Origin of the sequence: Clostridium ragsdalei P11 (genome assembly GCF_001675165.1) — a bacterium.
GTDB classification, from domain to species: Bacteria; Bacillota; Clostridia; order Clostridiales; family Clostridiaceae; genus Clostridium_B; species Clostridium_B ragsdalei.
The window spans coordinates 1-22,759 of the sequence record NZ_LROS01000005.1 but is presented as its reverse complement, the minus strand read 5'-3'; the positions used below and the strand labels follow the sequence as shown (position 1 = coordinate 22,759).

At 31.1% G+C, this 22,759-nt stretch carries 19 protein-coding genes, 6 tRNA genes and 1 other annotated feature; all 25 genes read left to right on the top strand.

From position 1 onward, the window contains the following. The first annotated feature begins 64 nt into the window (after positions 1 to 64). The 25 genes from CLRAG_RS02350 (at position 65) to murD (ending at position 22,159) form a co-directional block, all read left to right on the top strand. Positions 65 to 1,600 carry a putative polysaccharide biosynthesis protein gene (locus CLRAG_RS02350; RefSeq protein WP_065076903.1) on the top strand — a complete coding sequence of 512 codons (1,536 nt, stop codon included), beginning with the start codon at positions 65 to 67 and terminating at the stop codon, positions 1,598 to 1,600. Positions 1,601 to 1,776: 176 nt separating this feature from the next. Next, complete coding sequence (yabN, locus tag CLRAG_RS02345; protein ID WP_065076902.1) at positions 1,777 to 3,222, top strand: bifunctional methyltransferase/pyrophosphohydrolase YabN; 1,446 nt, start codon at positions 1,777 to 1,779, stop codon at positions 3,220 to 3,222. Positions 3,223 to 3,503: 281 nt separating this feature from the next. After that, complete coding sequence (locus tag CLRAG_RS02340; protein ID WP_013240739.1) at positions 3,504 to 3,779, top strand: HU family DNA-binding protein; 276 nt, start codon at positions 3,504 to 3,506, stop codon at positions 3,777 to 3,779. Positions 3,780 to 3,838: 59 nt separating this feature from the next. Further along, positions 3,839 to 4,087 (top strand): RNA-binding S4 domain-containing protein, encoded by a 249-nt coding sequence (locus tag CLRAG_RS02335; RefSeq protein WP_013240738.1) that lies wholly within the window; start codon positions 3,839 to 3,841, stop codon positions 4,085 to 4,087. 69 nt (positions 4,088 to 4,156) lie between these two features. Then, complete coding sequence (gene yabP, locus CLRAG_RS02330; RefSeq protein WP_065076901.1) at positions 4,157 to 4,447, top strand: sporulation protein YabP; 291 nt, start codon at positions 4,157 to 4,159, stop codon at positions 4,445 to 4,447. Positions 4,448 to 4,473: 26 nt separating this feature from the next. Beyond that, positions 4,474 to 4,884, top strand: coding sequence for a spore cortex biosynthesis protein YabQ (yabQ, locus tag CLRAG_RS02325; RefSeq protein WP_065076900.1), 411 nt, complete (start codon positions 4,474 to 4,476; stop codon positions 4,882 to 4,884). Positions 4,885 to 5,006: 122 nt separating this feature from the next. Then, on the top strand, positions 5,007 to 5,279 hold the full coding sequence (locus CLRAG_RS02320; RefSeq protein WP_065076899.1) for an FtsB family cell division protein: 273 nt from the start codon (positions 5,007 to 5,009) through the stop codon (positions 5,277 to 5,279). Positions 5,280 to 5,464: 185 nt separating this feature from the next. Next, the gene (locus CLRAG_RS02315; protein WP_013240734.1) at positions 5,465 to 5,875 is read left to right on the top strand and encodes a S1 domain-containing RNA-binding protein; all 411 of its coding nucleotides are present in this window, start codon (positions 5,465 to 5,467) and stop codon (positions 5,873 to 5,875) included. Positions 5,876 to 6,005: 130 nt separating this feature from the next. Next, positions 6,006 to 6,094, top strand: a tRNA-Leu gene (locus CLRAG_RS02310). Between the two features lie 8 nt (positions 6,095 to 6,102). Beyond that, a tRNA-Met gene (locus CLRAG_RS02305) sits at positions 6,103 to 6,178 on the top strand. Positions 6,179 to 6,194: 16 nt separating this feature from the next. Next, positions 6,195 to 6,271, top strand: a tRNA-Met gene (locus tag CLRAG_RS02300). An 11-nt stretch (positions 6,272 to 6,282) separates the two neighbouring features. Further along, a tRNA-Leu gene (locus CLRAG_RS02295) sits at positions 6,283 to 6,371 on the top strand. A gap of 8 nt (positions 6,372 to 6,379) precedes the next feature. After that, positions 6,380 to 6,455: transfer RNA gene (locus CLRAG_RS02290), tRNA-Met, on the top strand. 306 nt (positions 6,456 to 6,761) lie between these two features. Beyond that, positions 6,762 to 9,149: a stage II sporulation protein E gene (gene spoIIE, locus CLRAG_RS02285; RefSeq protein ID WP_065076898.1), complete on the top strand. Its 2,388-nt coding sequence runs from the start codon at positions 6,762 to 6,764 to the stop codon at positions 9,147 to 9,149. A 288-nt stretch (positions 9,150 to 9,437) separates the two neighbouring features. Continuing rightward, complete coding sequence (tilS, locus tag CLRAG_RS02280; protein ID WP_065076897.1) at positions 9,438 to 10,844, top strand: tRNA lysidine(34) synthetase TilS; 1,407 nt, start codon at positions 9,438 to 9,440, stop codon at positions 10,842 to 10,844. Beyond that, on the top strand, positions 10,831 to 11,376 hold the full coding sequence (hpt, locus tag CLRAG_RS02275) for a hypoxanthine phosphoribosyltransferase (protein ID WP_065076896.1): 546 nt from the start codon (positions 10,831 to 10,833) through the stop codon (positions 11,374 to 11,376). Before tilS ends, hpt begins: the two co-directional genes overlap by 14 nt. 82 nt (positions 11,377 to 11,458) lie before the next feature. Continuing rightward, a complete protein-coding gene (gene ftsH / locus CLRAG_RS02270; RefSeq protein ID WP_065076895.1) occupies positions 11,459 to 13,267 on the top strand; it encodes an ATP-dependent zinc metalloprotease FtsH in 1,809 nt (602 codons plus the stop codon). A 315-nt stretch (positions 13,268 to 13,582) separates the two neighbouring features. Then, positions 13,583 to 14,362 (top strand): type III pantothenate kinase, encoded by a 780-nt coding sequence (locus CLRAG_RS02265; RefSeq protein ID WP_065076894.1) that lies wholly within the window; start codon positions 13,583 to 13,585, stop codon positions 14,360 to 14,362. 8 nt (positions 14,363 to 14,370) lie between these two features. Then, a complete protein-coding gene (gene dusB / locus CLRAG_RS02260) occupies positions 14,371 to 15,333 on the top strand; it encodes a tRNA dihydrouridine synthase DusB (RefSeq protein WP_065076893.1) in 963 nt (320 codons plus the stop codon). Between the two features lie 58 nt (positions 15,334 to 15,391). Beyond that, positions 15,392 to 16,213: a hypothetical protein gene (locus CLRAG_RS02255; RefSeq protein WP_065076892.1), complete on the top strand. Its 822-nt coding sequence runs from the start codon at positions 15,392 to 15,394 to the stop codon at positions 16,211 to 16,213. 179 nt (positions 16,214 to 16,392) lie between these two features. Continuing rightward, positions 16,393 to 16,872, top strand: coding sequence for a transcription elongation factor GreA (greA, locus tag CLRAG_RS02250; protein WP_065076891.1), 480 nt, complete (start codon positions 16,393 to 16,395; stop codon positions 16,870 to 16,872). A 16-nt stretch (positions 16,873 to 16,888) separates the two neighbouring features. Then, positions 16,889 to 18,400: a lysine--tRNA ligase gene (lysS, locus tag CLRAG_RS02245; RefSeq protein ID WP_065076890.1), complete on the top strand. Its 1,512-nt coding sequence runs from the start codon at positions 16,889 to 16,891 to the stop codon at positions 18,398 to 18,400. A 130-nt stretch (positions 18,401 to 18,530) separates the two neighbouring features. Then, a tRNA-Asn gene (locus CLRAG_RS02240) sits at positions 18,531 to 18,605 on the top strand. An 82-nt stretch (positions 18,606 to 18,687) separates the two neighbouring features. Beyond that, positions 18,688 to 18,856, top strand: a binding site (T-box leader). Positions 18,857 to 18,941: 85 nt separating this feature from the next. After that, a complete protein-coding gene (locus tag CLRAG_RS02235; protein ID WP_065076889.1) occupies positions 18,942 to 20,333 on the top strand; it encodes a glycine--tRNA ligase in 1,392 nt (463 codons plus the stop codon). A 449-nt stretch (positions 20,334 to 20,782) separates the two neighbouring features. Beyond that, complete coding sequence (murD, locus tag CLRAG_RS02230; RefSeq protein ID WP_065076888.1) at positions 20,783 to 22,159, top strand: UDP-N-acetylmuramoyl-L-alanine--D-glutamate ligase; 1,377 nt, start codon at positions 20,783 to 20,785, stop codon at positions 22,157 to 22,159. The last annotated feature ends 600 nt before the right edge of the window (positions 22,160 to 22,759 follow it).

Here is a 22,759-nt window from a genome sequence, read left to right as displayed (position 1 = left end):
GAGTTTTAAATAATTATAAACATGGAACAAATTGTTTGCAATTATAGCATTCGGAGGTATTTTTATGAAAAAACAATCCCTTATAAAAGGCACTTTTGTATTAGGGGCAGCGGGTATACTATCAAAATTTTTAGGATTATTTTTTAGGTGGCCACTTCAAATGCTCATTGGAGATGAGGGAGTGGGCTACTATCAAATGTCATTTCCACTTTATATGTTCTTTATTGCTGCAGCTTCAGGTATACCTGTAGCGGTGTCAAAGATGGTATCAGAGAGAAATGCCGTTGGAGATCATGAAGGGGTAATTCAGGTACTTAGAAAATCTATACTCTTAATGGTTATTTTGGGAACAGGTTTTACAGCTATACTACTTATATTTTCAAATCCAATTATACATTTTTTGAAATGGGATAGAAAATCCTACTATTCTTTAATTGCCATTGCATTTGCACCTATATTTATATCCATAATGAGTGCTTTTAGAGGATTTTTTCAAGGCCTTCAAAATATGAATTATACAGCTGTATCTCAAATTATAGAACAAATAGGTAGAGTAATAGTAGGAGTGGGACTGGCATATATACTATTGCCTAAAGGTATAGAGTATTCGGCAGGAGGGGCAGCATTAGGGGCAGCAGCAGGAGGACTATTTGGAGGTATATATCTAATAGCAAAGTATATTTATGTAAGAAAAGAAATAAACGTATTTAAAGTCGCAGATAATAAGGATGTATTGAGTAAACTGCTGTATATAGCTATTCCAGTATCTCTAGGAGCAGCAGTTAGCAGTATAATGAGTCTTATAGATTCAGCTTTAGTACCTCAAAAGTTATTGGTGGCTGGATTTACATATAGGGAAGCTGCTATATTATATGGACAGCTTACTGGAAAAGCATTTGTGCTTATAAATATACCACTAACAATATCTTCAGCACTATGTGCTTCTTTGATGCCAATAATTGCAGAATCGTATATATTAAATAGAAAAGTTGATGTCATAAATAAGGTGGATTTGTCTTTTAAAATTTCTATGGTTATTGCAATTCCATCTACCATTGGACTATATGTTCTAGCACACCCTATTCTGGATTTAATTTTTCCAGGTCAATCTGCAGGATTTGATATACTTCAATATTCAGCATTGTCTATTCCTTTTATTGTACTTGTTCAGACATCTACAGCTGTGCTGCAGGGCATTGGACATTATGTTAGACCTGTAGCTAATTTGGCGTTAGGATGCATTATAAAGATAGTTATAACCCTATTTCTTGTGCCAATACCTTATATAAATATTTATGGAGCTGTTTTAGGAAGTATAGGAGGATATATTGCAACCTGTATTTTAAACATAATATTTTTAAGCAGGAAATTAAAAATTCGTGTAAATTATTTTGAAACTATGGTTAAACCCGCATTTGCATCCATTTTTATGATGGCAGCTGTTGTAATTATATATTTGTATGTCTATAATTATAGCATGAATAGTAGAATAGCTTGTTTTTTAGCTGTAATTGCCGGTGTGATTATATATATACCAATTATAGTTATATTTGGAATATTCAAATACAGTTATATAAAAAGGAGATTCTTAAAAAAATAAGGAATTTGAAAGAAAATAACAAGTCAAAGATGCGACGGGTATTTTTTATCAGACAAGGAGGTAGGTTCCGCAGATAGTGAATCCTATCTAAGGGTTCTACCGACACAGTATGATAAAGAATATCCTAGCATACTGACTAGTTATTTCTTTGAAAATGACTAAAGGAGGATTTACAAATGATTAAGGTAGTAGGTCTGGGGCCAGGATCCATAGAATCCCTTACAATAGGCGCTGTTAATGCACTGAAGGATGTGAGCAAAGTATATTTGAGGACGGAGAAACATCCTACTGTGGATTACTTAAGACAATTGGGTATAAATTTTGAAACATATGATCATCTATATGAAAAAAAGCAGAAATTTGAAGATGTATATAGATCTATAGCAGAAGATTTAATATTAAAAGAAAAAAGTTTTCATCAAATAATTTATGCAGTACCAGGACATCCTCTGGTAGCAGAAAAATCTGTAAAATTATTGTTAAAATTGTGTGAACAAAATTTTGTAGATGTGGATATAATACCATCAGTTAGCTTTATAGATGTTATTGCAGAAAAATTAAATATAGATGTTATTGAAGGAATAAAGATAATAGATGCTTTTGATATAAAGCATGAAGCATTAGATAAAAGGGTAGGTACTATAATAACTCAAGTATATGATAGGCTAATTGCATCTGAAGTAAAATTAAGTCTTATGGATTATTATGGAGATGATGCAGACATATATTTTATAAGAGCTGCGGGAATTAAGAATAGTGAAAGTATAAGAAAAATAAAATTGTATGAGTTGGACAGACAAGAGGATATAGACTATTTGACATCAATTTATATACCTAAAGATTTAGAGTGCAAGTATGATTTAAAAGATTTATTAGATGTAATGGAGAAATTAAGAAGTCAAGAAGGCTGTCCTTGGGATAAGGAACAAAGCCATGAGAGTCTAAAAAAGTATCTTATAGAAGAAAGCTATGAAGTACTAGAAGCTATAAATAAAAAAGATGATGTAGAACTGACGGAGGAACTGGGAGATGTATTATTTCAAATAGTTTTCCATTCCCAAATAGGCAAAGAAGAAGGATTTTTTAATATTAATGATGTAATTAATGGTGTATGTGATAAAATGATAAAGAGACACCCACATGTATTTGGAGATATAGAAGTAAATAATTCAGAGGAGGTGCTAACAAACTGGGATGCTTTAAAGAAAAAGGAGCAAGGACTTAAAACTCATACAGATGAACTTAGACATGTTGCACAAGCTTTACCTGCTTTGATGAGAGCTTCTAAAGTTCAAAAAAAAGCTGCTAAGGTTGGATTTGACTGGGACAAAGTTGAATGTGCATTAGATAAAGTATTAGAGGAATATTATGAAGTAAAGGATGTATATAAAAGCAAGGAAAGGGTAAAAATAGTAGAAGAAATAGGAGATTTAATATTTGCTTGTGTAAATGTAGCCAGATTCCTTGACATTGACCCTGAATTTGCATTAAATTATACTATAGAGAAATTTATAAATCGTTTTGCATATATAGAGAAAGGTGCCAGAGAGAAAGGACTGGATATGGAAGACATGACATTAAATGAAATGGATGAACTCTGGGAAAAGGCTAAAAATATATAAATTTAATTTTTTATATGCAAAAAGAAGGAATTTTTTAATTAATGCAGAATATGCTACTATATCCATGTAAGTATATTCAATAGATTAGAAAGTGATGAATACTTTTAAGTATATATAAATTACATAGTAAGTTGCTAAATATTTTTGTATAGTATACAATATTTATTGCTTTCGGAAGCTTAATTAGAAAAAATTGGTTAATGATGACCGAAAATTAGCCGTAAAGATATTTGTGAATATTTGTACACATTTATCTATGAAAATAAGAGGAGGTAAAAAAAGTGAATAAATCAGAATTAATAGCAGGTATAGCAGAAAAGTCAAAATTAACAAAAAAGGATGTAGAGGCAGCTCTTAAAGGGTTTATAGAAAGTGTAGAAGAAACATTGGAAAAGGGAGATAAAGTTCAATTAGTAGGGTTTGGTACCTTTGAAACAAGAAAAAGAGCTGAAAGAATTGGAAGAAATCCTAGAACTAAGGAAGAAATAAAAATACCTGAATCAACAGTTCCTGTATTTAAAGCTGGTAAAGAGTTTAAAGATAGAGTAAATAAATAATGTATTTTTCAGAAAGCCTGGGTGAAAATCTAGGTTTTCTGTTTTAAAGGGGAGTTTGTATGAGATTAGATAAATACCTTAAAGTATCTAGAATAATAAAGAGAAGAACTGTAGCAAAAGAAGCATGTGAAGGTGGAAGGGTTGCTATAAATGGAAAAGTGGCCAAACCTAGTGTTGAAGTCAAAGAAGGGGATATAATAGAAATCAAATATGCTAATAAATGTTTAAAGGCAGAAATCTTAAATATTGCAGCTCATGTTACAAAAGAAAACGTTCAAAGTATGTATAGGATAATTTCAACTGAATAAGATTTAAAATACAAAGTAATATAATCCCCAATAGCTACATATATTTATTATAGGTGGAGGGGATATTTTATGGAGAAAAAGGAAATAAGTGTAGAAGACAAGAAAAGCTTATTAAGTCTTCAAAATAGAAAAAAGTTAATGTTAACTGGTGTCATTGAAGTAGTAAGTTTTAATGAAGATCAAATAGTTTTAAATACTAATCTTGGAACCCTCAATATTAAAGGAAAAAGTTTAAAGATGAATAAATTAGATGTACAAAATGGAGATGTAATTATAGTGGGTATGGTAAATTCTTGTGTATATACTAATAATAAGTCGAAAAAAAAGAATCAAAGTTTAATATCAAAGATGTTTAAATAAAACCATGTTACCATGAAAGGATTAGTATGATTATATCAATAAGTACTCAAATTCGACTTATAATATTTAGCCTTACAGCAGGAATAATAACGGGAATATTATTTGATTTTTACAGACTAATAAGAGGGTTTAAAGATTTAAATAAAGTAATAACGTTTATAGAGGATACCCTGTTTTGGGTATTTACAGCCATAATTGTATTTATATTTTTAATGTATACAAACTATGCCTATATGGGAATGTATGTGTATATTCTATTAGGTGTAGGTATATGTTTATATTTGAAGTTTTTCAGCAATTTGCTTATAGAATTACATAATAAATTCTTCAAAGTATTGGGAAGATTATTTAGGGTATTTATATATATAATAATATATCCTTTTCAATACCTTATTTATAGTATTAAAAGAAAAAATAAAAAAAAGTATAAAAATTAGCTTGAAGAAAATCAAAAATCAAATTACAATATAAGTGAGATATGATAAATCGAAGAAGGCAATAGTTAATAAAATAAGTATATAGAAACGTAAATCATTAGTGGGAGAATTGGTGATTATTAATGAAAATAAAAATCAAGTGGAAAAATATAATCTTTTTATTAATAGTTCTATATATAGGCTATGTTTTTATAAGTCAGCAATTAACTATGCAGAACATAAAAAAACAGATAAGTGAGAAGAAAGTGGAAGAGCAGAGGGGTAAATATAAAAATCAAAAATTACAGGAAGAGGTTAAAATGTCTAATTCTAATGTGTATATAGAAAAATTAGCTAGAGAAAAATTAGGTCTTATTAAGCAAGGTGAAACTCCTGTAATAGACAATAAAAACTAATTACCAGTTATGCTGTAATAGAAAACTATAACAGGTTTTTGAAATTATGCCTGTTGAGATTATGGAGGATAAGTGGTTGTGGATGTAGCAAAGATTTTTGGGCAAGACCCAAGAAGTCCTACTCTGTTAAAAGAGAAGAAGTTTATATTATATAGTATTATTTTTTAAGGAGGAGTTTTTTTAATATGACCTTAAAGGCAGGAAGCATACTAGAGGGTACAGTAGTTAACATTACTAGTTTTGGAGCTTTTGTAGATGTTGAAGGTAAAACTGGGTTAGTGCATATATCTGAGGTGTCAGACACTTATGTTAAGAATATACGAGATTATTTAAAGGAAAAAGACAAAGTAAAAGTTAAGGTAATTTCTATTGATGACAATGGGAAAATTAGTTTATCTATAAAACAGGCTGGACTTGATAAAAAAAGTGTTAGACCTATGGAAATAGATTGGCAAAAAGAAAAAACTAAGCAGAATCAAGGTAATTTTGAAGATAGATTATCTAAATTTTTAAAAGATAGTGAAGAAAGATTTCAAGATATAAAGAAACATCAAGATGCAAAAGGCAAAGGATATAAGAAATCTTCTAATTACTAGTAGGATTACCTAAGGAGGCTGTTTAGCCTCTTTTTAAATTTTATTTATAGAAATTTTTAAAAATCAGTTGACAATATAGTTAGTACCATATATAATAATATATGTCGTCAATTTGTTGTGTATATATTTTGCTGGAGTGGCGGAACAGGCAGACGCACAGGACTTAAAATCCTGCGGGCTTTAAAACCCGTACCGGTTCGATTCCGGTCTTCAGCACCAATTAATGTCGCGGGGTGGAGCAGCTGGTAGCTCGTCGGGCTCATAACCCGAAGGTCGGAGGTTCAAGTCCTTCCCCCGCAACCACAGAAATATATAACATGGCGGAATAGCTCAGCTGGCTAGAGCATTCGGTTCATACCCGAAGTGTCGTAGGTTCAAGTCCTATTTCCGCTACCAATTGATGATGTGCTGGAGTGGCGGAACAGGCAGACGCACAGGACTTAAAATCCTGCGGGCTTTAAAACCCGTACCGGTTCGATTCCGGTCTTCAGCACCAATTAATGCCGCGGGGTGGAGCAGCTGGTAGCTCGTCGGGCTCATAACCCGAAGGTCGGAGGTTCAAGTCCTTCCCCCGCAACCAAGAAAACTTGCATATATTGCAAGTTTTTTTTAGTTTCTAATTTATTTGTCTTTAAAGTTATTAATAATGAACAAAGTCTAATCAGGTTAAAGCATATCTTTCTAAAATTATTAAAATCACAAACTTATTAACACTGTGGATAAAATAGGATAACTAGTTTTTAGTAAGTATTTAAAATAAGAATTATGAAAAAAACATAAAATTAATGTCCTAAAAAAAATATAGGGGTATCTCATGTTATGACATTTATTTCCAGAAATTACTGCTATAATGTAAGCAGTAATTTTATAAGGTGGGTGGTATAATATGCAATATGGAGCAGAGGTATTTCCTTATCAAAGGACAGAAAAGCTAAAGAATGAAGAAAAAAACCATGAAGCTAGGGATATGACAAAAACAATTCAAATAATATTTTATTTCCTAGCAGGTTTTTTAGTTGGAAGGGTTATGATGGTAAATCTTATGGCACCCTTTGGAATAGCCTTTTTTATATCAATAGCACAATGTGAAAAGCGAAAACCTTCCCTGATTGCTGCAGTGGGAACACTATTAGGGTACATTTCAATGTATGGAAATATTAAATATCTTCCTGTATATTGTATAGAAATTGTAACATTAGCAACTTTAAATCATATATTAAATAATATTAGTGCAAAAAAGAAGTTGGTATTATTATTTTCTGCTGCGTTAATAGAGTTTTTTGCCTATAAGTTTTTAATATTGAAATTAACTGTTGGGGTAGCTGCTTTTAATTCTGTTTTTGAAGTTATGTGTATCTTTCCAATATATTTTATTATTAATTATTCAATAGTATGCTTAAAAAAATTAAAAACTAGACATTTATACAGTAGTGAGGAAATAATTAGTATATCTATAACTGCATCTTTGATTATAGCAGGAACTTGGGGGATGAATATACATGGAGTATCTTTTAGAAATATAATAGCACTAGGTTTTATACTTATATTAGGTTATGTAAAAGGGAGTCCATCGGGGGCAGCAGCTGGTGTAGCTATGGGAACTATAATAGGAGTTACCTCTAGCGATATGATGATATATATTTCAGTTTATGGATTATGTGGGCTTATATCAGGTGTGTTTAGGGAAACAGGTAAATGGATGAGCGGAAGTGCTTATATTATAGGATTTATGGTGCTAAAGATGTATTCTAATATAGGGACAGAATTTAAAATAATAGAAATAATTATAAGCTGTTGTATATTTTTTGTAATACCTGAAAAAATATACAAAAAAATAGAAATGGAATTAGATTGGGAAAAAAAGCAAGAGCATTTAAAAGAAAATTATGCAGGTAAAATCAAATCTATTTTTTCACATAAATTTGATAGTTTTTCTAAAGTACTTAATAACATGTCAGTTGTTTTGGCTAAATTAGCAGATAATGATAAACTTGCTTTGAAAAATAAAAGTAGTGCACTTATAGAAAATTTGGCAGATAGAGTGTGTTCTGATTGTGATATGAAGCACATGTGTTGGAACAGAGAAGCTTTTTATACTTATAATGCTTTTGCAGAATTAATACAAAATTACGAGGATAACAAAAAGCATATGCCAGGGGAACTTCAAAGAAAATGTACTAAAAGAACGGTACTCATAAAAAATACGGAAGAGATTGTAAATAATTATATTGTAAGTGAAATGAGAAAGAACAGACTCAGTGAATGTAGAGAATTATTAGCATCTCAAATAAAGAATATGGGAAAAACTATAGGGGATATAGTAGAAGATTTTAATTTAAATATGAAGTTTAATCCTGAGGTGGAAAATGATATACGAAGAATTTTAAACAAAAACAATATACATTATAAAGATGTATTTTGTTTTAATAATAAAAAGGGACACTTAGTTGTAAACTTATCTATGGAAGCTTGTGGCGGCAAACAGGAGTGTGTTAAAAATATACTCCCCCTTATAAACAATGTAACTAAAAAATTAATGTGTGTAAGTGAAGATGGATGTAATATAAATTCTTCTATGGATAGCTGCAGTATAACTTTTGAAGAAACCCCTAAATATCATATAGCAGCTTATGTGAGTAGAGTTTGTAAAGATGGTGAAAAATGTAATGGTGATAGTTATAGCTTTGGAAAATTGCCAGATGGAACATATATGACGATTATAAGTGATGGAATGGGTTCAGGCCCTCAAGCAGGACAGGAAAGTAGTGCATCTGTTGAGCTTATAAAGGAATTTACAAGTGCGGGTTTCAATAAAATGACAGCTATCAATACGGTAAATTCTATAATGGGTATAAAATTTACTGAAGATGAGAAGTTTTCCACATTAGATTTAAGCAGTGTGGACTTATATAAAGGTGAAGTAGATTTTATGAAAGTAGGAGCAGCGGCTAGTTTTATAAAAAGAGGGGAAGATGTTATAGTAATAAAATCAAAAACACTTCCTATAGGAATATTAGATAAAGTGGATGTGGACATTAGTAATAACAAAATAATGAATGGAGACTTCCTAATAATGGTAAGCGATGGAGTAATTGATTATGAAAGTGAGGCAGCAGGAAATTTATATTGGATGATAGAATTCCTAAAAGAATTAGATTGTACTGATCCTAAGGAAATGTGCAAGAAAATTACGGATAAGGCAAAAGAACTTTCTGGAGGGAAGGCAAAAGATGATATGACAGCAATAGTAGAAAAGGTATACAGCCTTTATTAAAGGAGATAAGTACTATTTTTTAAGTATTCAACTTTCACAGTTTAAAAACATTGCGAAGCAATTAATTCACAATTCACGATTCACAATTAGGGATGATTTTCTTCCGCTAAAACTTAAGAAAATCTACCAGAATTGTGCATTGTGAACTGTGCATTGTGAATTATAGATTGGTGTTGTAGACAGTCTAAATATAGCTTTTATGTCATTCTTGCACAAAAAATAATTCATTTATGTTATAATAAATTAGCGTATTGTTTCTAAAATAATAATTTTTAGGAAGTGTTTGTTTTGATAGAATCTGTATTGGATACTATAACAAAAAATAAAATGTTTGATAGAGGAGATAAAGTAATAGTAGCTGTATCGGGAGGTCCAGATTCGATATGTCTATTACACATATTGTATATTTTGAGAGAAAAGTTAGACATAACTTTATGTGCAGCTCATGTAAATCACTGTTTAAGAGGAAAAGATGCAGATGGAGACGAAGAATATGTAAAAAAGTTTTGTGAAAATTTGAAGATACAATTTAAAAGCTTAAAAATAGATGTAAATCATGTTTCACAAGAGGAAGGCATATCTTGTGAGAGTGCGGGAAGAAAAGTAAGATATAGTTTTTTTGAAAAACTAAAAGATGAGTTAAAAGCTCAAAAAATAGCTATAGCCCATAATGCTAACGATCAGGCTGAAACAATTTTAATGAGAATTATGCGAGGTGCAGGGTTAGACGGTTTAGTAGGAATAAGACCTGTAAGAGATAATATATATGTTAGGCCTCTGATATGCAGCACTAGAGATGAAATTGAGAAATATTGTAGCTTAAATAATCTTAATCCTAGAATTGATAAAACTAACTTAGAAACTTTATATTCTAGGAATAAAATAAGGTTACAACTTATACCATATATACAAGAGAACTTTAATAAAGATATAATTAAAGTATTAAATAGATTTTCTGATACAATAAAAATAGATAATGAATATTTAAGTTATATTTCACAAGAAAAATTTAAAAAACATTGTGACATAAAGGGAGAAAAGGTTATAATATCTAAAGAGGCATTCTTAGAAAAGGAAGCAATATTAAGTAGGATAATAAGAATGTCCTTAAAAGCTGTAACTGGAAATTTAAAAGATTTTGAGAGAATTCATATTCTAAATATAATAGAAGTTCAGAAACATTCTACCGGGAAGGAACAGATGCTTCCCAATAATGTATTGGTTTTGAACGACTATGGGAATATTATAATAAATAAAAATACAAAAAAAGCCATATCAGATCATAAAAAACAGTATATATTGCAAGTTGGATGTAATAATATCTCCCCAATTAAATCTACTGTTTACATAGAGCTAGTTGAAGCTAAAGAATATATACATTGTAAAAAAAATAAGTTTATACAGTATTTTGATTACGATAAGATAGAAGGAGATATTATATTACGAAACAGGAGAGAAGGGGATAAGTTTATACCACTTGGGATGACTGGAAGTAAGAAATTAAAAGACCTGTTCATAGATTTAAAAGTATCTAAAGATAAAAGAAATGATGTTCCTATCATATGTTTTGGAGATAAAATTGGATGGATTGTTGGATATAGAATAAGTGAACTTTTTAAAGTTGATAAGAATACTAGAAATATTTTAGCTATAAAATTTGAAAGTGAGGAACTAGGAAAGTATGGCCAACATTAGTGATGATATCAAGGAAGTACTACTTGATGAAGGTAAAATTAAAAAGAAAGTTAAGGAAATAGGAAAAAGAATAAGTCAGGATTATGATGGAAAGGATTTGCTCCTTGTAGGCATATTGAAAGGTTCTGTCCCATTTATGGCAGATTTGCTTAAAGAAATAACTATTCCATGTAGTATGGATTTTATGGCAGTTTCAAGCTATGGAAATTCTACGAAAAGCTCAGGTGTTGTTAGAATTTTAAAAGATTTAGATTTTGAAATAGAGAATAAGCACATATTAATAGTAGAAGACATCATAGATTCGGGTATAACCTTAGCTTATCTTGTGGATTACTTGAAAGGAAGAAAAGCTAAGAGTGTAGAAATAGCATGTCTTTTAAATAAAGCCGATAGAAGAAAGGTTAGCGTTAATGCAAAATACATAGGATTTGAAGTGCCTGATTATTTTCTAGTAGGATATGGCCTGGACTATGCAGAAAAGTATAGAAATTTCCCATATGTTGGGATATTAAAAGAGGAAATTTACAAATAATTAGTAATAAATTTTATTGTAAAGGAATTTTAATTATGATACAATTTTACAGTATAAAACTAGAAAGAGAGGGGGGCCTTTAATGAAAAAATTTTCAAGTGCAACGGCCTGGGCAGTAGTTTTTATATTAGTGATAGTTGCAGCATTGTTGCTGGTAAGAACTAATGAAAGTTCAACATCCATTAGTTTTAATGATTTTCAGAAGTACTGGTTAAGTAATGATGTAAAAAGTTTTCAGCTTAGAGAAGATAAAATGACAGTTCAAGGTAGTTTAAAAAATGGAACAGCATATGAGACTGTAGTCCCATCTGAAAGATTATTTCAATTTATAGGTCAGCATCCTAAAGATGGTGAAGTTCAAGAAATGTATGCTAAACCTGCAACAATACCTATGTGGGTACAATATTTACCGACTGTCCTTTTAATACTTATGCTTGTAGCATTTTGGTTTATGTTTATGCAGCAATCGCAAGGTGGCGGTGGAAATCGTAATGTGATGAATTTTGGAAAGAGCAGAGCTAAAATGGCCACGCCAGACAATAATAAGAAGAAAGTTACTTTTGCAGATGTTGCAGGAGCAGAAGAGGAAAAAGCAGAACTAGCAGAGATAGTAGACTTTTTAAAACAACCTAAAAGATATATAGAAATGGGAGCCAGGATACCTAAAGGGGTTTTACTTGTAGGACCTCCAGGAACAGGAAAAACTCTTCTCGCTAAAGCTATATCTGGTGAAGCTGGAGTACCGTTTTTTAGTATATCTGGTTCAGATTTTGTGGAAATGTTTGTTGGTGTAGGAGCTTCTAGAGTTAGGGACTTATTTGATCAAGCCAAAAAAAATTCACCTTGTATAGTTTTTATAGATGAAATAGATGCAGTTGGAAGACAAAGAGGTGCTGGACTTGGCGGAGGACATGATGAAAGAGAACAGACTTTGAATCAACTCTTAGTCGAAATGGATGGATTTGGAGTCAATGAAGGAATAATCATGATAGCTGCTACAAATAGACCTGATATATTAGACCCTGCGCTTTTAAGACCTGGAAGATTTGATAGGCAAATACTTGTAGGGGCGCCTGATGTTAAGGGAAGAGAAGAAATACTTAAAGTTCACTCTAAAAATAAGCATTTATCAGATGAAGTTAAATTAGATGTATTAGCTAAAAGAACACCTGGATTTACAGGTGCAGATCTGGAAAATCTTATGAATGAATCTGCGCTTTTAGCAGTTAGAAAAAGTAAAACACTAATTGGTATGGATGAGTTAGAAGAAGCAGTAACTAGAGTAATAGCAGGACCTGAAAAAAAGAGCAGGGTAATTGACGAGGAAGATAGAAGGCTTACAGCATATCATGAGGCAGGTCACGCTGTTGTTATGAAACTTTTACCTAATTCGGATCCTGTTCATCAGATAAGTATAATACCTAGAGGAATGGCAGGGGGATATACTATGCATCTTCCTGAGAAGGACAGTTCTTATATGTCAAAGTCAAAGCTAGAAGATGAAATTGTGGGTCTTCTAGGAGGAAGGGTAGCAGAAAAATTGATTATAGGCGATATAAGTACTGGAGCTAAAAATGATATTGAAAGAGCTACAACTATAGCTAAAAAAATGGTAATGGATTATGGTATGAGTGATTTAGGCCCTATTGCATTTGGATCAGGACATGATGAGGTATTCTTAGGTAGAGATTTAGGCAAGGGTAGAAATTTTAGTGAAGAAGTAGCTTTTGAAATAGACAAGGAAATAAGAAAATTAATAGATGAAAGTTATGATAAAGCAGAAAAGCTTCTTTCAGATAACTTAAATAAGCTTCATGCAGTAGCAAAACAGCTTTTAGAAAAAGAAAAACTTGAAGCAAATGAATTTGAAGAAATATTTGCTCAGGCCTAATTGAATATATTTAAGTAGAGAGTCCCTGTGATAGTATGCAGGGGCTTTTTCTATATTACCAATACTTGTGCTAATGCCCCTATGTATACTATGAAAGTGACTATCACAAAGTTGTAGCACCTTTGGAGTATATGATTTTCTTTAAAGTGGATGATGGCAATTTAATCTTGACAAATAAAATTTTATTGATACAATTAAATTATTATTTTGACTTAAGTTGATGGTTTCTAGGGGGCAGCTACAAAGCTGCTCCTTAATTGTGTATATCATGTAAGTAATCATTATTATTTAAATTTAGAAGGGTGGTGTTGTTTAATGATTCTAGTTCTAGATGCAGGAAATACTAACATTGTTTTAGGAGTATATGATGGAAGTAAACTTATTTCAGTATGTAGATTGTCTACAGATTCTAAAAGGACAGCAGATGAATATGGAATTCAAGTAATGGAACTTTTCTTACACGAAAAATTGGATACTTCAGATATAAAAGGAGTTATAATATCCTCTGTAGTTCCAAATATAATGTACTCATTAGAGCATATGATAATGATATATTTTGGGATAGTTCCAATTATAGTTGGACCTGGAGTAAAAACTGGAATAAATGTGAAGTATGATAACCCAAGAGAAGTAGGGGCAGATAGAATAGTGAATGCTGTAGCAGCTCATGAAATGTACAATAGATCTCTAATTATAATAGATTTTGGCACAGCTACTACATTTTGTGCAGTTACTGCAAAGGGGGATTATTTAGGGGGAGTAATATGCCCGGGAATAAAAATATCTGCAGATGCTTTAGTTGAAAAGGCAGCTAAGCTTCCAAGAGTGGAAATAACCAAGCCTCAAAAAGTAATATGCAAAAATACAGTTGCGAGTATGCAATCTGGCATAGTGTATGGTTATATTGGTCAGGTGGATTATATAGTTGGGAAAATGAAAAAAGAAATGATGGATTTAGGAGAAGACGAACCTTTTGTAATAGCTACAGGTGGCCTTGCTAAACTGATAAATGAGGAGTCAAAGTCTATAGATACAATAGATTCTATATTGACATTAACGGGACTTAAGATAATCTATGACAAAAATAAAGAGTAGGTGCTTTAATGAAAATAGGAAATTTTGAATTGAAAGACAATGTGGTTTTGGCGCCTATGGCTGGAGTTACAGATAGGGCTTTTAGAGAATTGTGCATAGAGATGAAGTGCGGATTTACCTATACAGAAATGATAAGTGCCAAAGCTCTTTTCTATGATAGTGATAGAACTAAACAGATGCTCAAAGTGTCTTCTATAGAAAAGCCTTTAGGTGTTCAAATATTTGGAAGTGATCCACTTATAATGGCTAAAGTTTGTGATTTTTTTAATTATAATGAAGATATTGCCATTATAGATATAAACATGGGGTGTCCTGCTCCTAAAATAGTAAAAAATGGAGAAGGATCTGCACTTATGAAAAATCCTTCTCTTGCTTCTCAAATAGTAAAAGAAGTGAAAAAAGCTTCTGTAAAACCAGTTACTGTAAAAATGAGAATAGGATTTGATTTTGATAATATAAATGTAGTGGACTTTGCCCAAGTTATGGAACAATCAGGAGCTGATGCTGTGACTGTTCATGGTAGAACTAGTACACAGATGTATAATGGCAGTGCAAATTGGGATATAATAAGTCAAGTAAAGAAAAAAGTAAACATTCCTGTAATCGGAAATGGAGACGTATTTACAGCAGAAGATGCAGTAAGACTGTTTAATAATACGGGATGTGATGGAATAATGATTGGAAGAGGTTCCATGGGAAATCCGTGGATATTTAAACAGATATATGAAATTAGAAATCATCAACCTGTTATATTCCCAAGTCCTTCAGAAAAAATAAATTTGTGTATGGAACACTATAGAAGGGCAATATATTACAATGGTGATGATAGAACTGTAAGAGAAATGAGAAAGCACATAGCATGGTATATAAAAGGACTAAAAAATAGTAAGGAGATAAAAGATAAAATAAATTGTGAAAAAAAGAGTGAAAATGTATTTAAAATTTTAAATGAATATAAATCTTTGTTGTAATTTTTAATAGAACATGAGAATAGGATATTACTGTAAGCAATGTAATAGGAAGAAAAGTGTGAAATCCATTTTATATACTACATCGCAAAAAACTGGATTCTATAATGACAGCAGTTTTTTGGGAAAAATTAAAGATAGATTTAGGCTAAAATTGAAGGAAGAAATCTTTATAAAAGAGCTAAAATTAGAAATAAAAAATGTTAAATTTCCGCCAAATATTAATATAGAGTCTTATAATAGTAACATCCTAAGAGCAAAAAAGATATCAGGTATAAGAGATATGGAACTAGCCCCTAAAGTATATAGATATTTAGATTATAATTTATACAATAAATTTCAAAGGGAGCTAATGGCTTTTAGTATTATAAAGAGTTTGAAAGTTATACTTAGGATTAAGAAAAAAAGTATAAGACATAGTTGTATAGTTGTTTATGATGCTTCAGAGAAAATTTTATTTGATACCATATGCTATTTAGCTAGAGAAGCTAAAGACATAATATTACTTTCTAAAGATATTATGAAAACTAAGGGTATTGGACAATATATTATTGTTAATTATGGAATAACTCCTATAATTACATCTGATATGAAATTTTCTTTTGAAAGTGCAGACTTTGTAATAAGTTCTAAGAATGTCACTGTAAAGAGTGATGCATATGTATGGTATATAGATAATAGTTATATACCCAGTGATAGAGGCGTAATAGTAAACGATGTTAGTTATAAAGTTCCATGGAATTGTAAGTACAATGGAGTATCTTTTGAACTTTTAGGGTCTATACTTTGTCAAATGAATGAAAAAAATGTGGAAAAATCTTTATCCTATAATGGCATATTTCTTGATAAAATAAAATTTAATGAGGATATGCTGGTTTTATAATCTAGAGGAAATTGTAATATGAAAATTCAATTTTCAAAATGTTGACATTATAATAGTGCTGTTTTATAATTACTTAAATAATAATTAGTATGAGTAAAAATGAGTAAAAGTGAGCACGTTGATGGCTAATAGGGTTATCTATAAGAATTTTAGATAAATTGTTAAAAGGGGATAGTTAAATGAGTGGATCAAAAAAATATGTAATGACCTATGAAGGTATAACAAAACTTGAGGATGAATTAGAATATTTAAAAACAGCTAAAAGAAGAGAAATTATGGAAAAAATTAAAGTAGCACTTTCTTTTGGAGATTTAAGTGAAAATTCAGAGTATGATAGTGCTAAAAATGAACAAGCATTTGTAGAAGGAAGAATAGTACAACTTGAAAATATGCTAAAAAATGCTACTATAGTAGATGAAGAAGAAATTCCGCCAGGAGTAGTAGGCATAGGATCTATTGTAAAAGTTAAGGATTATGATTTTAATGAAGAAGTAGAATATTTGATTGTAGGGTCTGCAGAAGCGGATCCAATTAACAATAAAATATCCAATGAATCTCCAGTAGGTAAGGGGCTTGTAGGTAAAAAAGCTGGGGATGTAGTTGAAGTACAGGTTCCAGATGGAGTTAGTAAGTATGAGATACTCAGTATAAGAAGATAATTGGAGGGTAACATTGATGTCAAAAGACGAAAAGAAATTACATGCACTAGAAGAAAAGTCTAATGAGCTCATTAGGGAGAGGCTGCAAAAATTTGAAGACCTTAAAGAAGCAGGAAAAGATCCCTTTGACGTATATAAAGTAGAGAGGACACATACTTCAAAAGAAGTAAAGGACAACTACGATACTTTAGAAGGTAAAGATGTAACTGTAGCAGGAAGGCTTATTTCGAAAAGAGTTCATGGAAAAGCTGGATTTTCCGATTTATATGATAGATATGGAAAGATACAGTTATATATAAGGATAAACGATGTAGGTGAAGAGAAATTAAAAGAGTACAAATCCTATGATATTGGTGATATTTTATCTGTAACTGGTAGAGTGTTTAAAACTAAGACAGAAGAAATATCAATTCATATTACAGATTTTGAACTGGTAGCTAAGTCTCTCAAACCGCTTCCAGAAAAATGGCATGGATTAAAAGATCCAGATTTGAGATATAGGCAGAGATATGTGGATTTAATAATAAACAGTGACGTTAGAGATACTTTCTTGAAGAGAACTGCCATAATAAAGTCAATAAGAGAATTCCTAGATAACAAGGACTACATAGAAGTGGAGACTCCAATACTTTCGTCAATAGCTGGAGGAGCTGCAGCAAAACCTTTTACAACCCATCATAATGCACTTGATATAGATATGTATTTGAGAATTGCTACAGAACTATATCTTAAAAGACTTATAGTTGGTGGTTTTGAAAAAGTATATGAAATAGGTAAATGTTTTAGAAATGAAGGTATGGATATAAGGCACAATCCGGAATATACATCGATTGAATTATATGAAGCTTTTGCAGATTATAACGATATGATGGAAATTACTGAAAATATGATAGCCTATGTATGTGAGAAAGTCCTTGGTACTACAAAGGTAGTTTATGAAGATACAGAAATAGACTTTAAGCCACCATGGAATAGAATTACTATGGTAGAGGCAGTTAAAAAATTTGCAAATGTGGATTTTGATGAAGTGAAAGATGATGAGGAAGCTAGAGAAATTGCTAAAGAAAAACATATTGAATTAAAGAAGGAATTGAAGGATTGTTCAAAGGGTGATATATTGGATGCTATGTTTGAAGAGTTTTGTGAAGAACAATTCATTCAACCTACTTTTGTAATGGATTATCCTGTAGAAATATCACCTCTTACTAAAAAGAAAAGAGGAAATCCTAAATTTACGGAAAGATTTGAAGGATTTATATTTGGAAGAGAAATATGTAATGCATATTCGGAACTAAATGATCCTATAGTGCAGAGAGAAAGATTTATGCAGCAGCTAAAAGAAAGAGAACTAGGTGATGATGAGGCATATATGATGGATGAAGATTTCTTAAATGCACTTGAGATAGGCATGCCTCCAACTGGAGGTTTGGGAATAGGGGTAGATAGACTTGTAATGTTCCTTACGAATGCCACTTCAATAAGGGATGTTATATTATTTCCTACAATGAAGCCAAATCAACAGCAGTAAGTATGTAACTTGTTTGAAGACCTAAGGAAATTTCAGTTAAAATCCATAGGTCTTCAAAATGTTTTTACATAAAAAATAAAAAAATGTTGCATTTTTAAAATCCCATGATATAATATTATATGTAAGTTATTCCGTGGTAGCTCAATGGTTGAGCATTCGGCTGTTAACCGAAGGGTTGGAGGTTCGAGCCCTCTCCACGGAGCCATTTCATTTTTTGTAATATTTAAAGACTTGTTATTTACATTTAAAGATAATAGGATAAAATGAAAACTATATAGAAAAAATTAATATATGCTGTGATAAAGAATAGTATTAATGTAAATCTCTACAGAGAAGTTGTGGATGGTGTAAACAACTGGGATTTTATTTATGAAGGAACTTTTGAGCTAACTATGTATTTAAAGATGAGCTTGTGCTAAAAAGGGTGGAACCGCGGAAATAAAATTCGTCCCTTATGTGGCAGGTTCTTTTTTTATATTTGAAAATCCAAATTTAATGTTTAATAATAAGTAATGAATTAAAATAGAAAGGGGAAAAAATAATGTCTTTTGAAAAAACTATGGATAAAGTAGTAGCTTTAGCTAAAAGTAGAGGATTTGTATATCCTGGGTCGGATATATATGGAGGTCTTGCTAATACATGGGATTATGGACCTGTTGGAGTGGAGCTAAAAAATAATGTAAAGAAAGTTTGGTGGCAAAAGTTTGTTCATGAAAGTGAACATAATGTAGGAATAGATTGTGCCATACTTATGAATAATGAAGTTTGGGTAGCTTCAGGTCATGTGGGAAACTTTTCTGATCCACTTATGGATTGTAAAGAATGTAAGGCTAGGTTTAGAGCTGATAAATTGGTAGAAGAACATATGACAGCACAGGGAGTAGAAAAGGCTAGTGCTGATGGATGGAGCAATGAAAAACTAAAGAAATACATAGATGACAACAATATTGTTTGTCCTAGCTGTGGAAAGAAAAATTTTACCGATATCAGACAATTTAATCTTATGTTCAAAACATTTCAAGGAGTTACAGAGGATTCAAAATCAGAAATATATCTGAGGCCTGAAACTGCACAGGGGATATTTGTAAATTTTAAAAATGTTCAAAGAACAAGTAGAAAAAAGATACCTTTTGGAATAGCACAAATAGGTAAATCCTTTAGGAATGAAATAACTCCAGGAAACTTTACTTTTAGAACTAGAGAATTTGAACAGATGGAACTTGAATTTTTCTGTAAACCGGGAACTGATTTAGAATGGCATGATTATTGGAAAAAGTATTGCTGGAATTTCTTATTGAGTCTTGGAATAAAAGAAGAAAATATAAGATTTAGAGATCATGATAAGGAAGAACTTTCTCATTATAGTAAGGCCACTTCTGATATTGAATATTTATTTCCATTTGGATGGGGCGAGCTTTGGGGTGTAGCAGATAGAACGGATTATGATTTAAAACAGCATCAAGAGCATTCTGGTAAGGATATGACTTATTTAGATACGATAACTAAGGAAAAATATATACCATACTGCATAGAACCTTCTGTAGGAGCTGATAGAGCTGTACTTGCATTTTTAGTTGATGCATATGATGAAGAAGAATTAGAAGGAGGAGATGTGAGAACAGTACTACATTTTCACCCTGCTATAGCTCCATTTAAAGCAGCTATCTTACCTCTTAGTAAAAAATTATCAGAAAAAGCTTTAGAAGTATACAACATTTTAAGAAAAGATTTTAATGTGGAGTACGATGATGCAGGAAGTATAGGTAAGAGATATAGAAGAGAAGATGAAATTGGAACGCCTTATTGTATAACAGTAGATTTTGATACAATGGATGACAATACTGTTACTGTAAGAGATAGGGATACCATGGAGCAGTTTAGAATAAAAATAGAAGAATTATCGTCATTTATGCAAGAAAAAGTACAGTTTTAGTAAAAAGGTGTCATATAAATTTGAGAAAATTTATATGACACCTTTTGTTATTCCGCGGTTATTTATCCAGGATAGCATTCCTCTATATTTTTTTATTAAAAAAATTTACCGAATCAAAAGATCCGGTAAATTAGGGTTTAATCATGGGGATATGTTATATGTTTAATTAAAACTTGGGGAATTATATTAATGTTTCCTTACGGCACAAACATAGTATAACATAACACAATAATAATTTTCAATAGAGTCATATAAAGTCATTAAATTAAATATTTTCTCACAATTTAGATTTTAATAGCATATTAGGGCGAACAAACTAAATGTTGGTTAAGATCTATATGGGTGGAGTTATCTTAGTATGATATATCTACTTCATACAAATTTATAGAAAATTATGTTATGATATAAGCGTGATTATAATTAGCAGATTTATTTTTGGAGGTTTTTTAATGAAGGAAGATTTTGATAACTTTAAAAAGTTTATAAAAAATAAAAAGACGGCAGTAGTTGGAATAGGAATAAGTAACAGACCTTTAATTAATTTTTTATTGGGACTAGGTGCACAGGTAAGTGCTTTTGATAAAAAAGATGAAGGGGAACTTGGTGAAGTTGCCAAGAAATTAAAAAAGCGAGGAGTGGGTTTAGTATTAGGTAAAAATTATCTCGAACATTTAGATAATTTTGATGTAATATTTAAGACTCCTTCTATGAGAATAGATAGTCCTGCACTTGTAAAAGCTAAACAAAATGGGGCATATGTAACTTCAGAAATGGAAGAGTTTATTAAATATTGTCCTGCTAAGATATATGGAGTAACTGGCAGTGATGGAAAAACTACAACTACTACACTTATATATAATATGTTAAAGGAACAGGGATATAAAAGTTGGGTTGGGGGAAATATAGGCACCCCATTATTTTCTAGGATAGAGGAAATAAGTCCTAAGGATAAGGTGGTTCTTGAACTTTCAAGCTTTCAACTTATGGGCATGGATGTATCACCGGAAGTAGCTGTGATCACTAATATAAGTCCAAACCATCTTGATATTCACAAGGATATGGAAGAGTATGTGAATGCAAAAAAAAGTATATTTAAGTATCAAGGAAACCAGGATATGGTCATTTTTAATAGAGATAATGAGTGTACTAATGCTATGGTAAAAGAAGCTAAAGGAAAAGTAAGACAGTTTAGTATTGAAGAAGAATTAACTTCTGGTGGATATTTAAAGGGAGACATTTTATGTATTGATGGGAAAAAAGTATGCAAGATAAGTGAAGTTAAACTTAGAGGAATGCATAATGTTGCAAATTTGCTTACTGCATTTTCTGCAATTAAAGAGGATGTTTCTGTAGATAATATGAGAAAAGTTGCTACTACATTTGAGGGAGTAGAGCATAGGTGTGAATTTGTAAGAGAATTAGATGGAGTTAAATATTATAATGATTCTATTGCGTCTAGTCCTACAAGAACATTGGCAGGATTGAGAGCTTTTGAGAAACCTGTAATATTAATAGCAGGTGGATATGATAAAAAGATACCTTTTGATGTTTTGGCAGAGGAAGGATATTTAAAAATAAAAACTCTAATACTTATGGGGGCTACAAAAGATAAAATTAAAAAATCATTTGAGAAACTTAAGTGTGAAAAAGGAATTGATGTGCCTATAGTAGAGGTAGATTCATTAATAGATGCAGTAAATTCTGCTAGAAAATTATCAAGTAGTGGTGATATTGTGACTTTTTCACCTGCATGTGCTAGCTTTGACATGTTTCCTAATTTTGAAGTTAGGGGTAATGCGTTTAAGAATATAATAAATAATTTTTAAAATATATGAGAAGAGAAGTTGTTTTAAAGAAGCAATTTCTCTTTTTTTGCCAAATTTATTATAATAACGTTTCCTCGTGTATCGGTATGTGAATATTAAAGATTTTTATAGAAATTTATAGTATTATTTAGATAAATGATGCATATAATATATAAGTATGTAAAAGAAAATTGTAGGTATGGTATTATATCAACTGTTGTCACGTAAATAAGTCACACAGTTTCTTAGAAATAAATTAAAAAAATGTGTTGACAAAGAAAAAAATACATGATAAACTATAAAAGCTGTCGAAGTAAGACGGCAAAATGATCCTTGAAAATTAAACAGAGGAAGATATAAGTATAACTTATTTAGAATAAACCAGCAATTCTTTTGAGCTGCGAGAGCAGCTAAAAAAGTAATTTCGTAATTTGGTGTATTACATTTAGTAATATACTAAAATCAATAATAACGAGTAGTTCAAGGAAAGCCTTGAGCGAGGAGCGGAGTTTACTTAAGTAAATGAGCACCACAGCGAAAGGTTTGACGCAGAAATGCGAAGTTAGTATTGATTTTCTATAGAGCCATATAAACTTTTAAATTAAGAGTTTGATCCTGGCT